Source organism: Mesorhizobium sp. WSM4308, from assembly GCF_002294905.1.
Lineage (GTDB): Bacteria > Pseudomonadota > Alphaproteobacteria > Rhizobiales > Rhizobiaceae > Mesorhizobium.
Window position 1 is genome coordinate 189687 of the sequence record NZ_NSFW01000010.1, and the last position, 13521, is coordinate 203207.

14 protein-coding genes are annotated in these 13521 nt (G+C 65.5%); 10 read left to right on the top strand and 4 right to left on the bottom strand.

The features are described 5' to 3' along the window. The first annotated feature begins 74 nt into the window (after positions 1-74). The 6 genes from CK227_RS20175 (at position 75) to lpxK (ending at position 5673) form a co-directional block, all read left to right on the top strand. A complete protein-coding gene (locus CK227_RS20175; protein ID WP_095770910.1) occupies positions 75-1418 on the top strand; it encodes a TldD/PmbA family protein in 1344 nt (447 codons plus the stop codon). After that, positions 1405-2214 carry a 3'(2'),5'-bisphosphate nucleotidase CysQ gene (locus CK227_RS20180; protein ID WP_095770532.1) on the top strand — a complete coding sequence of 270 codons (810 nt, stop codon included), beginning with the start codon at positions 1405-1407 and terminating at the stop codon, positions 2212-2214. Before CK227_RS20175 ends, CK227_RS20180 begins: the two co-directional genes overlap by 14 nt. 76 nt (positions 2215-2290) lie before the next feature. Continuing rightward, positions 2291-2536: a DUF4170 domain-containing protein gene (locus tag CK227_RS20185; protein WP_095770531.1), complete on the top strand. Its 246-nt coding sequence runs from the start codon at positions 2291-2293 to the stop codon at positions 2534-2536. Between the two features lie 5 nt (positions 2537-2541). Next, a complete protein-coding gene (locus CK227_RS20190) occupies positions 2542-3333 on the top strand; it encodes a lysophospholipid acyltransferase family protein (RefSeq protein WP_095770530.1) in 792 nt (263 codons plus the stop codon). Further along, positions 3330-4646 (top strand): lipid IV(A) 3-deoxy-D-manno-octulosonic acid transferase, encoded by a 1317-nt coding sequence (gene waaA, locus CK227_RS20195; protein ID WP_095770529.1) that lies wholly within the window; start codon positions 3330-3332, stop codon positions 4644-4646. Before CK227_RS20190 ends, waaA begins: the two co-directional genes overlap by 4 nt. Position 4647: 1 nt before the next feature. Next, entirely contained in the window at positions 4648-5673 is a 1026-nt protein-coding gene (lpxK, locus tag CK227_RS20200; RefSeq protein ID WP_095770528.1) for a tetraacyldisaccharide 4'-kinase, read from the top strand. Here lpxK and CK227_RS20205 read toward each other — a convergent pair. Further along, positions 5670-5903 (bottom strand): DUF2093 domain-containing protein, encoded by a 234-nt coding sequence (locus CK227_RS20205; protein ID WP_095770527.1) that lies wholly within the window; start codon positions 5901-5903, stop codon positions 5670-5672. The two genes, lpxK and CK227_RS20205, sit on opposite strands and share 4 nt — an antisense overlap. 156 nt (positions 5904-6059) lie before the next feature. Here CK227_RS20205 and CK227_RS20210 point away from each other — a divergent pair, with 156 nt between their 5' ends. Next, positions 6060-6617, top strand: coding sequence for a hypothetical protein (locus CK227_RS20210; protein WP_245317981.1), 558 nt, complete (start codon positions 6060-6062; stop codon positions 6615-6617). A gap of 25 nt (positions 6618-6642) precedes the next feature. Here the strand turns inward: CK227_RS20210 and CK227_RS20215 are convergent, their stop codons facing one another. Beyond that, the gene (locus CK227_RS20215) at positions 6643-7569 is read right to left on the bottom strand and encodes a LysR family transcriptional regulator (protein ID WP_095770525.1); all 927 of its coding nucleotides are present in this window, start codon (positions 7567-7569) and stop codon (positions 6643-6645) included. A gap of 92 nt (positions 7570-7661) precedes the next feature. Here CK227_RS20215 and CK227_RS20220 point away from each other — a divergent pair, with 92 nt between their 5' ends. Then, positions 7662-8555, top strand: coding sequence for a DMT family transporter (locus tag CK227_RS20220; protein WP_095770524.1), 894 nt, complete (start codon positions 7662-7664; stop codon positions 8553-8555). Between the two features lie 70 nt (positions 8556-8625). Then, positions 8626-8970: a DUF2185 domain-containing protein gene (locus CK227_RS20225; protein ID WP_095770523.1), complete on the top strand. Its 345-nt coding sequence runs from the start codon at positions 8626-8628 to the stop codon at positions 8968-8970. A 42-nt stretch (positions 8971-9012) separates the two neighbouring features. Here the strand turns inward: CK227_RS20225 and mutL are convergent, their stop codons facing one another. After that, positions 9013-10899 (bottom strand): DNA mismatch repair endonuclease MutL, encoded by a 1887-nt coding sequence (mutL, locus tag CK227_RS20230; protein ID WP_095770522.1) that lies wholly within the window; start codon positions 10897-10899, stop codon positions 9013-9015. Positions 10900-10966: 67 nt separating this feature from the next. Continuing rightward, positions 10967-11869, bottom strand: coding sequence for a LysR substrate-binding domain-containing protein (locus tag CK227_RS20235; RefSeq protein WP_095770521.1), 903 nt, complete (start codon positions 11867-11869; stop codon positions 10967-10969). Between the two features lie 88 nt (positions 11870-11957). Here CK227_RS20235 and CK227_RS20240 point away from each other — a divergent pair, with 88 nt between their 5' ends. Further along, positions 11958-13508: a trimethylamine methyltransferase family protein gene (locus CK227_RS20240; protein WP_095770520.1), complete on the top strand. Its 1551-nt coding sequence runs from the start codon at positions 11958-11960 to the stop codon at positions 13506-13508. Positions 13509-13521: the final 13 nt, after the last annotated feature.

Consider the following 13521-nt stretch of genomic DNA (forward strand, 5'->3'; position numbering starts at 1 on the left):
TTGCACAAGCCGGACCGGAACAATAGATGGGTGGGCGCGGCCGCAAGCTGGCCGCGACAAGCAGGATCACAGGCATGGCCGACACATCAGACGCTAAAAAACTGACCGACCGCGTCGCGGCGCTGGTCGAGGCCGCCAAGAAGGCCGGCGCCGATGCCGCCGACGCGGTCGCTGTGCGCGGCCGCTCCACCGGTGTGTCGGTTCGGCTCGGCAAGGTCGAGGCCACCGAATCGTCGGAGGCCGAGGATGTCTCGCTGCGCGTCTTCGTCGGCCGGAAAGTGGCGAGCGTCTCGGCCACTGCTGCATCCGATCCGGCGATGCTCGCCGAGCGCGCAGTTGCCATGGCGAAAGTCTCGCCCGAGGATCCCTATCAGGGTCTCGCCGATCCCGCGCTGCTGGCAAGGCAAATGCGCGATCTCGACCTGTTCGACGCCACCGAAGTGTCGGCCGACCAGTTGAAGGAAGCAGCCCTTGCGGCCGAAGCAGCGGCACTTGCCGTCAAGGGCGTGACCAATTCGGCCGGCAGCGGCGCCAGTGCCGGGCTGGGCGGTATAGTGCTGGCCACCTCGCACGGCTTCATCGGCCACTATGTCGGCTCGCGCTTCTCGCGCTCCGCCAGCGTCATCGCCGGCGAGGGCACCGGCATGGAGCGCGACTATGAATTCTCCTCGCGTCAGCACTTTGCCGATCTCGACGCGCCGGAGGATATCGGCCGCAAGGCCGGCGAACGCGCCGTGCGCCGCATCGGCGCGCGCAAGGCGGCGACGGGGCCGGTCGACGTGGTGTTCGACCCGCGCGTCGCTCGCGGCATCGCCGGCCATCTTGCCGGCGCCATCAACGGCGCGTCCGTCGCCCGCAAGACCTCGTTCCTGCGCGACATGATGGGCAAGCAGGTGGCCGCGTCCGCAGTCACCGTCACCGACGACCCGCTCAGGCCGCGTGGCCAGGCCTCGCGCCCGTTCGATGGCGAGGGCGTCGAGGGCGAAAAGCTTCTCATGGTCGAAAAGGGCGTGCTCAACCACTGGTTCCTGTCGACCTCGGCCGCGCGGGAACTGGGATTGATCACCAACGGCCGCGGATCGCGCAGCGGCTCCTCCGTGTCGCCATCCTCCACCAATCTCGCCATCGAACCGGGCGAACGCTCGCCGGAGGATTTGATCAAGTCGCTCAAGAGCGGCTTCTATGTCACCGAAGTGTTCGGCCAGGGCGTCGACATGGTGACCGGCGAATACAGCCGCGGCGCCTCCGGTTTCTGGATCGAGAACGGCGAACTTGCCTATCCGGTCGCCGAAGTCACCATTGCCTCGAACCTGAAGACCATGTTCCTCAACATGGTGCCGGCTGATGACCTCGACCGCAATTTCGGCACCGCCGCGCCGACGCTCCTGATCGAAGGCATGACCCTTGCCGGAGCCTGAACTGACCGCTGCCTCTTCCGGCGCCATTGGCGATCTGCCGTTGCTGCGCGACGCCGCCCGCGAGGCCGGTCTGATCGCCATGCAGTACTTCGGCAACAGCCCACAAGTCTGGATGAAGGGCGGCACCTCGCCGGTCAGCGAAGCGGATCATGCCGCGGACGCCTATCTGCGCCGCACGCTGCTGGCGGCGCGGCCGGACTATGGCTGGCTGTCGGAAGAGACGGTCGACGATCCAGCGCGGCTTTCGGCGCGCCGCACCTTCGTCGTCGATCCGATCGACGGCACGCGCGGCTTCCTCGAGGGACAGCGCACCTGGTGCGTCAGCGTCGCCGTGGTCGAAGAGGGCCGCACGCTTGCCGGCGTGCTCGAATGCCCGGCGATGGACGAGACCTACTGGGCGCTGCCCGGCCAGGGCGCGTTCCGCAACGGCAAGCGCATTGGCGTGCGCACGCTTGGCGACAAGGCCGAGATTTCAGGGTTGAAGCAGCTGATCGAGCTGGTGCCGGCCGGCTGGCAGAAGCGGCTGGTGCGCGCGCCCTACAGCCCTTCGCTCGCCTACCGCCTGGCGATGATCGCCAACGGCGCGCTCGACGCCACCTTCGTCAAGCCGAATGCGCATGACTGGGACATCGCCGCCGCCGATCTCATCCTGCGCGAGGCCGGCGGGCTGTTGCTCGACCCGCATGGCCGCGCGCCGCTCTATGCCGGCGAGGTGACCCGCCACGGCGCGCTCGCCGCCGGCAGCGGTGAATTGCTGGCGGTGCTCGTCGATGTCATCGCCGGGCTGGATGCGTGAAAGCACATTCGCAGGTTCCAAAGTCGGCGGCTTTGGTCTAGACCTGTCACAAACTCACAATATGTGAAGGACCGACATGACCGCGGAAGACGGGAAGAAACAGCTTTTGCATCTGGTGTTCGGTGGCGAACTGAAGAAGCTTGGGAGCACCGAGTTCCGCGATCTCGACGGGCTCGACATTGTCGGTATCTATCCCGATTATCAATCCGCGCACACGGCGTGGAAGGCCAAGGCGCAAGCCAGCGTGGACAATGCCCATATGCGTTATTTCGTCGTTCATCTGCACCGTCTGCTTGACCCCGACAACAAGGCTGCCGGTTGACTTCGATGGAGCATGACCTGGCGAAAGGGCCAGCCAGCGACACCGCGCCGACTCGCAGGGGCGGCAGCCGCGCGACCAAAACGTTCTGGCGCAAGGTGCGCGAACCGCTCGCGCAGTCACGATTCGTCAAGAACGCCATTGCCAGCCTGCTCGCGCAGTTCGTACGGCTGGTTCGCCTGACCAGCCCGCTGGTCGCCGGATCGGCGCGCTTTGCGGGCGGCGCCTATGCCGAATTCGAGCCCGGCATCATCGCCCTGTGGCACGGCCAGCATCTTTTGACGCCGGCCTACTATCCCAAGCGCAAGCCGCTGGTCGCCATGGTGTCGCGCAGCGCCGATGCCGAGCTCAACGCGCTGATGCTGGAGAAATTCGGCATCGAGGCGGTGCGCGGGTCCGGCGGGCGCGACAATGCCCGCCATCTCGACAAGGGTGGCGCCAAGGCCCTGATTGCCCTCAAAAAGTCGCTCACCGCCGGCAAGAACGTCGCCATGATCGCAGACATTCCGCATGGCACGCCGCGCGACGCAGGGCTCGGTATCGTTCTCCTGGCGCGCCTCTCGGGCCGGCCGCTGCTGCCTGTCGCCATCGCCACCAGCCGCCGCAAGGTGCTGGAAAAGAGCTGGGACAAGACCACCATCAACCTGCCTTTCGGCCGGTCCGCCGTGACCATCGGCGCGCCGATCTTTGTCGCGGCCGACGCCGATGACGCCGAAATGGAGCGCAAGCGCCAGGAAATCACCACCGCGCTCAATGCCGCGACGGCAGAGGCTTATCGTCTCGTGGATGGCCGGCGATGAGCGGTCGCTGGGCGCGCGCCATGCTGACCGCATACCGTTTCGCCGGTGCCGCGGCCTATCCGCTGGTCGGGCCCTATGTCGCCTGGCGCACCTCGCGCGGCAAGGAAGACCGCCACCGTCGCCGCGAGCGCTATGGCGTCGCCGGCCGCCCGCGCCCCGAAGGGCCCGTGATCTGGATCCACGCCGCGAGCGTCGGCGAGACCCTGGCCGTGGTGCCGCTGGTCGAGAGCATTCTCGATTATGGTGTCAACATTGTGCTGACGACCGGCACGGTGACATCGGCCCAGGTCGCGGACGAGCGGCTCGGCGACCGGATCATCCACCAATATGTGCCGCTCGACCTCAAGCCGGCGGTCAGCCGGTTCCTCGATCACTGGCAGCCGGACCTTGCGATCATCGCTGAATCCGAGATCTGGCCGATGACCATCCTCGAGCTTGGCGCGCGCCACGTGCCGCAGGTGCTGGTCAATGGCAGGCTGTCCGACCGCTCTTTCACCTCGTGGAAGAAGCGCGCCAACATCGCCGAGGCGCTGTTCGAGAATCTCGCCCATGTCGTTGCCCAGTCCGATGTCGACGGCGAGCGTTTTCGCGTGCTTGGCGCCCGGCCGGTCACGGTGTCGGGCAACCTCAAGGTCGACACCAACCCGCCGCCCGTCGACGAACGGGTGCTGGCCGGCTTGCAGCGGCAGGTCGGCGGCCGCCCGACCTGGGCGGCGATCTCGACCCATGACGGCGAGGAAGTGGTGGCGGCGGAAGTCCATGCGATGCTGCACAAGCGTCACCATGGTCTGTTGACGATCGTCGTTCCGCGCCATCCTGATCGCGCCGAAAGCCTTGCCGCGCAGATTTCCGGCATGGGGCTGAAGGTCGCGCGCCGCAGCAAGGGCGACCGTATCGGGCCCGACACCGATATCCTGCTCGGCGACACGATCGGCGAGATGGGGCTCTATCTCCGGTTGACCGAAATCGCTTTCGTCGGCCGCTCGCTGACCTCCGAGGGCGGGCAGAATCCGCTCGAGCCGGCCATGCTCGACACAGCGGTTCTGGCCGGCCGCAATGTGCAGAATTTCCGCGAGGCCTATCAGCGCCTGATCGACAGCGGCGGCGCCAAGCTGGTGCGCGATCGCGACATGCTGGCCGGGGCCGTCAACTTCCTTTTGACCAACGAAGTGGCGCGCCATGAGATGATGGCGGCCGGTGTGGCGACCGTCGACGAGATGCGCGGCGCGCTGGCGCGCACGCTGAAATCGCTCGAACCCTATATCCAGCCGCTGGTCGTCAAGTCGCGCCTGAAGGGCGCCAACGGGCGCTAGCGTGGCCTCCGAAGCACCACCTTTCTGGTGGGAAGAGCCGGACTGGAAAGTCCTGGCGCTGTCGCCGCTGTCGGCCGTCTATGCGCTCGTTGCCGGCCGCGGCATGCGGCGGGCCAGGCGTGAGAAGATCGAGGCACCGGTCCTGTGCGTCGGCAATTTCACCGTTGGCGGCACCGGCAAGACACCGGTCGCCATCGCGCTCGCCCAACAGGCCAAGCGCATGCGGCTGAAGCCCGGCTTCCTGTCGCGCGGCCATGGCGGTTCGTTCGCCGAACCGCATGTCGTCGATATCAATCACGATGCCGCCAAGCATGTCGGCGACGAGCCGCTGCTGCTGGCCGAACACGCCCCGGTCGCGGTGACGCCGAACCGCGCCGCCGGCGCCCGGCTGCTCTTGGCAAAGCATGGCTGCGATTTCCTGATCATGGATGATGGCTTTCAGAGCGCGCGCATCCATATCGACTATGCGCTGATCGTCGTCGACGCCCGCTACGGCATCGGCAATGGCCGCGTCATTCCGGGCGGCCCGCTCAGGGCAAAGATCGTTGACCAACTGGTCTTCACCAGCGGGCTGTTGAAGATGGGCGAGGGCACCGCCGCCGATGCCGTGGTGCGCCAGGCGGCGCGTGCCGGCCGGCCAATCTTCGAGGCGCACACGGAGCCCCGCAGCAAGACCGGGCTTGCCGGCAAGCGGTTCCTGGCCTTCGCCGGCATCGGCCATCCCGACAAATTCTTCGACACGGTGCGCGAGGCCGGCGGTGAGGTGGTCCTCTCAAAACCCTTTCCGGACCATCATTTCTACGCCGAGGACGAACTCGGCGAACTGGCGGTGACGGCGCGCGCCGAAGGGCTGGGGCTCATCACCACGGCCAAGGACGCCGCCCGGTTGCGCCACGGCGCCTCGCAGGACTTTCTCGACAGGCTCGAGGTGCTGGAAATCGACACGGTTTTCGAGCTCGACCATGTGCCCGAGCGCATCATCGAGGAAACGCTCGATGCCTGGCGGCAGCGCAGGCTGAGAAGCTAGCTACGCTTGCGCAGCTCCGGATGCATCTCGATTTCGCGGCGCAGCGAAGCGGTGGCGTTGACGTAGGGCTCCTGCCTGGCGACGCTCCAGTATTTCAGCTCGTCCAGGGGGATGTTTTCCCCGGTCACCGCACAGCGCACGAACGAGCCGGGACTGGTGACCTGGAAATCGCCATCGAGATAGCGGATGCGGGCTTCCTTGCCGCCCGGGCCTTCGAAACGGTTCATCATGCGGTGGTGCCAAGTGTCATACAGATTTCATCGCCACAAATCCGCGGCCGGGTCAAGCTTGCGACAAGCCTCGGACAATGCTGAGGCACTAGGACAGGTGCGAAAAGCGCTTTTATCGGGGGCATGATGGATATTTCTTCCGCCCGCCTGGCTTCCTTGCTCAAGGAGGCGATGACGCCGCAACCCGTGCCGTCGGCGAAGGCCGATCCGGTCAGGACGGCGCTGGTCAGGGAACTGGTCCAGCCCGCCGCGCCCTCTTTGTTCGCGCAACGCACGGCGCCCGCTTTGCTGGCGATGCCGGCGGCGCCGATGGCCGTCAAATCGCAGCAGATTGCTTCTTCCGGCATCGTCGAGGCCTATCAGGCCCAGCTCGACACACGGGACGAGGCGGTGTTGGCAACGGTACTGGCGAGGAGAACAGCGCCCGAAGCCGAAACGCAGCGCGGCGCCGTGCCGCCTTCGGCAACGGCCAATGACAACGCGCCCGCCAGGGCTGCCGGGGTGTCCTTGTTGTCGTTTATCCCGTCGCAGGTTCCGGTGCCGCAAAACGCCGCCATGGGGATGTCGTCGGGACGGCGAAGGCCAGCCAATCAATCTCACGCCGCCGCCGTACCCAATCCCGAGGGCCTGCTGGTGAGAATCGGCTTTGTTTCGATCATGACCGGTTTGCTGGCAACAATGATGTTCGGATTCGTTCTGCTGCTGCTTCGCTGAACGAATCGAAGATAGGCCGGGAGACCTATCGCTCCGCTTCGATGAACGCCTCGATCTTGTCCGGCGCCAATCCGGCCTGCCGCGCGATGCGGCGGGCAAGGTCGGCCGCCGCCGTGCGCGGCCGTCCCAGCGGCCGGTCGAGCCAATAGGAAACCGGGTTGAGCGCGGTACGCTCGTCGACCGCGGTGATGCGGCCAGACTGCAGCTGATGTCCGGTTAGCGGCGGACGCGCCAGCGCGATGCCGAGCCCATAGGCTGCGGCATCGAGCACCAGGTTGTAGTCCTCGAAGCGGCGATCCTGCGGGCGCGGGCGATAGTCCATGCCTTGCGCGGCGAACCAGGCACGCCAGCCGGAGGCGTCGGAATCGTTGATCAGCGGAAATTTAAGCAGCCGGGCCGGGTCGCCGCGCCCGATGTCCCGTGCCAGCTCGGTCGATGCGACAGGGAAGACATGTTCCTCGAACAGCTGCACCGAAACACGGCCCGGAATGACTCCACGGCCGCAGCGGATCGACAGATCGATGCCTTCATCGGCAAGGTCGGCCTGGCGGATGTCGACGTCGAGCACGATGCGCAGCTTGGAAGGATTGTTCTCCAGCGCGGCCATGCGCGGCATCAGCCACAGCCCGCTCACCGAGGGGATCGAGGTCAGCCGCACCACCGCCGTGCCGCGCGGCTCGACCCAGCGGTCGGAATGGCTCGAAATCAGCGCGAAAGCCTCCGACGTGCGCAGATGCAGCCGGTTGCCTTCGATCGTCAGCGTCACGCCGCGCGCGCCGCGATCGAACACTTTCAACCCCAGCCAGTCCTCGAGCTTGGCGATCTGCCGGCTGATGGCGCCGTGGGTGATGTTGAGCTTTTCGGCGGCCGCGGAAAAACTGCCGGTTCGCGCCGCCGCGTCGAAGGCACGCAGGGTTTCGAGCGGCACCATTGTGTCTGAGCTGTGATCCATAATCACAGGTGATCCTCGATTTGGTCGTTTGTCAACAGGCGGGAAAAGGCGTTTTGTGGCCTCCAGGACGGGAACAGCATGAGGACGGTGAGATGAGCGCGATGACGGGCACGTTGAATCAGACACAGCGGATGGACACCACGGCCGCCATCGCCGTGGCGCTGACGGTGGTCGGCTGGGCCTCTGCTTTTCCGGCCATCCGCGCCGGCCTTGCCGCCTTCGGGCCGCTGGAACTGGGCTCCCTGCGCTTTGCCATCGCCGCGGTGCCGGCGGCGATCTTCCTTGCAGTCAAGCGTCCGGCGCTGCCCAGGCTCGACGAGTTGTGGCGCCTCGTCTTTGGCGGGGCAATTTTCGTCGCGCTCTACACCGCCATGCTCAATTTCGGCGAGCTGACCGTCTCGGCTGGAGCCGCCGGCTTCATCATCAATGTCAGCCCGATCTTCACCGCCATCATGGCGATGGCGCTTCTGGGCGAACGCTTTTCAAGGTGGGCCTGGGCTGGCACGGCGATATCCTTCGCCGGCATCGGCGTCATAGCAATGGCAGACGGACAAGGCTTGCATTTCAATGCTGGCGCACTGCTCGTGCTTGGCTCCGCGCTCTGTTCGGCCGTCAACACCATCGTCCAGAAGCCGCTATTTGCCCGCCATCACCCGCTGACCATCTCGGCCTCCAACATGGTGCTCGGAGCACTTTGTCTGTCCCCCTTTCTGCCGAGCGGCTTTGCGCAGGCTGCGGTAGCCAACACCGCCGGTCTCGGCGCCGTCATCTTTCTTGGCATCGTGCCGAGCCTGATCGCCTATGCCGCCTGGGCAACAGCTCTATCGCGTCTGCCGGCCGCACGTGCCTCCAATTTCCTCTATCTGGTTTCGCCGATGTCTGCCCTGATCGGCTTCTTTTGGCTGGGCGAAGTGCCGACACTGCTCGGCATCCTCGGCGGCGCGCTGGCACTCGGCGGCGTCATCGTGGTGAATTTGAAGAGGTGATGCGAGCGGTACTTGACTGTTGGCGGGGTACTCAGCTGACTAGAGATACGGGCGCAGCAGCGAGTTGAGAATGCCGAAGACGTTTTTTCGGGACGCATCGACGTTTCGCCCGATCGCGATTGGCTACGGCAGCTGTATTGCTGCTGACCGGATCACCGTGGACGGCGCGCAAGTCGGCTATCTCTACCGCGAAACGCCAGATCATCCGGCCGACAGCGGTTGGCGCTTTTTCGCCGGTGATGAATCTGACGAGTACACCGATAACCCAAATAATTTTGGCTTGTACGATGTCAATACAATTGCGAATTACGACCCGCTTATAGCGTCCTGCTTAGAAGCTCCTTTCGGAACTGCCTTTTTTAGAGTCGAAGGAAAATTCGTCCGTGAGAAGTTCGAACCTCTGGACGAAGTTTGAATTCGTAAACGACCGAAGAGAAGCACTGCGGCGAGCATCCACCTACCGTCGCCCGAACAGCCGCTCGATATCCGCCAGCTTGAGCTCGATATAGGTCGGGCGGCCATGGTTGCAGGTGCCGGATCCCGGCGTCGCCTCCATCTGGCGCAGCAGCGCGTTCATCTCCTCGGCCTTGAGCAGGCGTCCTGAACGCACCGAGCCATGGCAGGCCATGGTGGCGGCGATCTTGTCCAGCCTTTCCCTGAGTGTATCGACCGTGTCGTTGTCGGCGATCTCGTCGGCGAGGTCGCGCACCAATTGCTGGACATTGGTCTCGCCCAGCATTGACGGCGTCTCGCGCACCGCGACGGCGCCCGGGCCGAAACGCTCGATGCCGAGACCGAAGCGGGCGAGCGTTTCGGAATGCATGGCGAGCCGCTCGGCGTCCTCTTCCGGCAGATCGATGATCTCCGGCAGGAGCAGCATCTGCGAGGGCACGGGGCGCGAATGCAGGGCGTTCTTCAGCGCTTCGTAAACCAGCCGCTCATGCGCCGCGTGCTGATCGACGATGACGAGCGAATCCCTGGTCTGGGCAACGATGTAATTCTCATGCACCTGCGCGCGTGCCGCTCCGAGCACCGTGCCGAGCAGCGTCTCGGCCGCCTCGCTCTGCCCGGCGCGCGCGTCGGCGCTGGCAAGCGCGCCGGTATCGAACGCCGCCTGATCGGGTTCGCCAAACCCGCCATGCCTTTTGCCGGCGCGCTCGAAGCCCGCACCTTCGAATTGCATGTCCAGCGGCCGCTGCGGCGAGCGCGAGGGATCGAAACCGGAGCCGGATGCATGGAATGATGCTTCGTAGCTGCGATGGCCATTGGCCGGGCCGCCATGATTGTAGGGTGCGGCACCCGGCCGGAACGCCGCCATCATGCCCGCGGCTCCCGTCGTGGCTGAGCGGATGCCGGCATCGGCCAGGGCCTGGCGGATGGCGCCGACGATCAGCCCGCGCACCAGGCCCGGATCGCGGAAGCGCACATCGGCCTTGGCCGGGTGGACATTGACGTCGACGATGGCCGGATCGAGCGAAAAAAACAGCACCGTCACCGCGTGGCGGTCGCGCGGCAGCACATCGGCGAAGGCGCCGCGGATGGCGCCCGCGATCAGCTTGTCACGCACCGGCCTGCCATTGACATAGGCATATTGCTGCAGCGCGTTGGCGCGGGTGAAGGACGGGATCGACACATGACCGGTCAGGTGCACGCCTTCGCGCATCGCGTTGATGGCGATGGAATTGTCGGGAAATTCGGCTCCCATCACCTGGGCGACGCGGCGCAGGCTGCCTTCCGGACTGTCGTCGGTCGCCGGCAATTCCAGCGTCGAGCGGTCGGAACCCGCCAGCGTGAACCGCACGGCCGGGAAGGCGATGGCGATGCGCTTGACCACATCGCTGGTCGCCGAGCTTTCAGCCCGCTCGCCCTTCATGAATTTGAGCCGCGCCGGCGTGGCGAAGAACAGATCGCGCACCTCGACGGTTGTGCCGCGGTTGGCTGCCGCCGGTCTGACGGGCAGCACGCGGCCGCCCTCTATGCCGATCTCGGCGGCGCTGTCGCCCAAAGCCGTGCGCGAGCGGATCGACAGCCGCGATACCGAGCCGATCGACGGCAGCGCCTCGCCGCGAAAGCCGAGCGAGCGGATGTCGTTGATATCCTCGGCGAGTTTGGAGGTGCAGTGGCGCGCGATCGCCAGCGAAAGCTCCGGCTCGGGGATGCCGGAACCGTCATCAGTGACGCGGATCAGGTTCAGCCCGCCACCTGAGGTGACGATTTCGATGCGTGATGCGCCAGCATCGAGCGCATTCTCGACCAGTTCCTTGACCACGCTCGCCGGACGCTCGATGACTTCGCCGGCGGCGATCTGGTTGATCATCGTTTCGGAAAGCTGGCGAATGGGCATGGCGACAGTATAGGAGGATTCGTGTCGTGCGGGCGAGGGCGAACTGCGGTGGAACGGTGAAACGGCTTTATGCCTGCGCCGCCAGCCAGTCCCTTACCTTGCGGACATTGTCGCTGAGCTCCCGGTTCTTCGGCCACACGACGTAGAACGCCTTGCCGGTCTTGAGCACGTGGTCCGTCACCTGCACCAGAAGTCCCGTCGCCAGCAGCCGCTCGGCAAGGTGCCGCCAGCCGAGCGCAATGCCTTGCCCCTCCATCACGCCCTGGATGACCAGGCCATAATCATTGATGCGCAGGCCGCGCGCGGCGTCGCCGAGGCTGCCGCCGGCCGACTGGAACCATTCGTCCCAACTCGCCGCCTCGCGATACGGCTCCTCCAGATGGATGAGACGGTGCTTGGCCAATTCCCCGACGGTCTTCGGCATGCCGAACTTGGCCAGGTAGCTGGTGCCGGCGACGGGGAAGATCTCCTCATCGGCAAGCGGCAACGAATGGTAGTCCGGCCAGTCCCGGGGCTCGCCGCCGCGCACGGCGAGCGGGATGCCTTCGGCGATGATGTCGAGGTCGCGGTCGGCGGTCTGGATGCGCAGATCGATGCCCGGCAATTCGTCACGGAACTGCTGCAGGCGCGGCATCATCCAGAACGAGCCGAAGGCGGTCGATGCGGCGAGCGTCACGTGGCCGCCGGTCGCCTGCAGGCGCAGATCCTCGGCCGACTTGCGGATATGCGACAGCCCCAGCGAGACATCGGCGTGGAAGCGTTCGCCGGCTTCGGTCAGGCTGACTTGCCGGTGGCGGCGCTGAAACAGCTTGGCGCCGAGCTGCGCTTCCAGCCCGCGCACCGCGTAGGAAACGGCGGCCTGCGTCATGCCGAGCTCGCGCCCGGCGGCGGTGAAGCTCGACAGCCGGCCGGCCGCCTCGAAGACGATCAGGCTGCCGGCGGAGGGCAGGAGGTGGCGCAGGCTTCGCATAAGCACAGCTTATACAGAAGATCAGGATTTTCCAGCGTCACAGCCATATTTCGGGTCGCTAACGTGGTGGCGGGAAGAAGGAGGCTCCATGAACGTACCGGCCGTCGAATTGACCGAACAGACCCACCGCCGCGGCGGTGGCCGTGTTGGCCGCAAGGCGCTCAGAAGCGCGCCGATCGCTTCCTTTCCGACCTTGGTGCGCAACATCCCCGTCTATGAGATCGTGCCTGACGAGGCGGTGGAACTGATCCACGAGGAATCGCTGAAGATCCTCGAGGAGGTGGGCTGCGAATTCCGCGACGACGGCGCGATCGAGCTCTGGAAGGCGGCCGGCGCCGATGTCAGGGAGACGCGTGTCCGCATCGACCGCGCGCTGCTGATGGAGCTCGTCTCGAAGGTTCCGTCGGAATTCACGCTCAATGCACGCAACCCCGAGCGCACCGTGCGCGTCGGCGGCAAGAACTCGATTTTCGTGCCGATGTATGGCGCGCCCTACGTCCGCGACCTCGACAATGTCAGGCGCTATGGCACGCTCGCCGACCTCAACAATTTCCACAAAATGGCCTACATGGCGCCGGCGCTGCATTCCTCGAGCTCGGTCATCTGCGAGCCGATGGAAATCGCGGTGCCGAAACGGCATCTGCACATCATCCACTCGGCGCTGAAGCATTCCGACAAGCCGTTCATGGGCATCGTGACGTCGAAGGAGCGCGCCGAGGACACGATGGCGATGGCCGGCATCGTCTTCGGCGAGGCGTTCGTACGCGACAACCCTGTGCTGGTGGCAATCACCAACTGCAATTCGCCGCTGGTATGGGACGCCACCATGATCGACGCCATGCGGGTCTACGCGAGCCACAACCAGCCGCTGATCCTGGCGCCTTTCGCGCTGTGCGGCGCTTCGACCTCGGCTTCTGCCGTCGGCGCGGTGGCGCAGGTCAACGCCGAGGCGCTTGCCGGCGTGGCGCTGACCCAGCTCATCCGCCCAGGCTCGCCCCAAATCTACGGCCAGTTCATGGTCACGGTCGACATGAAGACCGGCGCGCCGATGGGCGGCACCCCGGAGGCCGCCCAGATGATGTATCTTATGGGCGCGCTGGCGCGGAAATACCGGCTGCCGTGGCGCACCTCGGGATTCCATGTCGGCTCGAAGCTGAACGACGCTCAGGCGGGTTACGAATCGAACATGCTCATGCATGCCGCCATCCTGTCCGGCGCCAACTACATCTGGCATTCCGCCGGCTGGCTGGAAGCCGGCCTGACTTGCGGCTATTCGAAATTCGCGACGGACTGCGAGCAGCTCGTCGGCTGGTACAAATACGCCGGGGGGGTGTCCTTCGACGATTTCAAGGAGGCCATGGCGGCGATCCGCGAGGTCGGACCGCAAGGCCATTTCCTCGGCACCCAGCACACGCTCGAACATTTCGAGTCCGCCTTCTTCATGCCCTCGATCATGGACTTCAACTCCTACGAACAATGGAATGCCGAAGGGGCGAAGGACCACGACACGCGCGGCCGCGAGAAGGCGCGCAACATGCTCGCCGACTACGAGGAGCCGAAGCTCGACGAGGGCATTGCCGAGGGTCTCAGGGATTTGATCGCGCGGCGCGAGGAGAAGCTGCCGGATACGGTGAGTTGACGCAAAGGGCGAA

Excerpts from the sequence above, each read along its gene's own strand:
- CK227_RS20175 (WP_095770910.1), top strand. The coding sequence starts at position 75 with ATGGCCGACACATCAGACGCTAAAAAACTGACCGACCGCGTCGCGGCG.
- CK227_RS20185 (WP_095770531.1), top strand. The coding sequence starts at position 2,291 with ATGACCGCGGAAGACGGGAAGAAACAGCTTTTGCATCTGGTGTTCGGT.
- CK227_RS20190 (WP_095770530.1), top strand. The coding sequence starts at position 2,542 with ATGGAGCATGACCTGGCGAAAGGGCCAGCCAGCGACACCGCGCCGACT.
- waaA (WP_095770529.1), top strand. The coding sequence starts at position 3,330 with ATGAGCGGTCGCTGGGCGCGCGCCATGCTGACCGCATACCGTTTCGCC.
- CK227_RS20205 (WP_095770527.1), bottom strand. The coding sequence starts at position 5,903 with ATGATGAACCGTTTCGAAGGCCCGGGCGGCAAGGAAGCCCGCATCCGC.
- CK227_RS20215 (WP_095770525.1), bottom strand. The coding sequence starts at position 7,569 with ATGGATCACAGCTCAGACACAATGGTGCCGCTCGAAACCCTGCGTGCC.
- CK227_RS20220 (WP_095770524.1), top strand. The coding sequence starts at position 7,662 with ATGAGCGCGATGACGGGCACGTTGAATCAGACACAGCGGATGGACACC.
- CK227_RS20225 (WP_095770523.1), top strand. The coding sequence starts at position 8,626 with ATGCCGAAGACGTTTTTTCGGGACGCATCGACGTTTCGCCCGATCGCG.
- mutL (WP_095770522.1), bottom strand. The coding sequence starts at position 10,899 with ATGCCCATTCGCCAGCTTTCCGAAACGATGATCAACCAGATCGCCGCC.
- CK227_RS20235 (WP_095770521.1), bottom strand. The coding sequence starts at position 11,869 with ATGCGAAGCCTGCGCCACCTCCTGCCCTCCGCCGGCAGCCTGATCGTC.
- CK227_RS20240 (WP_095770520.1), top strand. The coding sequence starts at position 11,958 with ATGAACGTACCGGCCGTCGAATTGACCGAACAGACCCACCGCCGCGGC.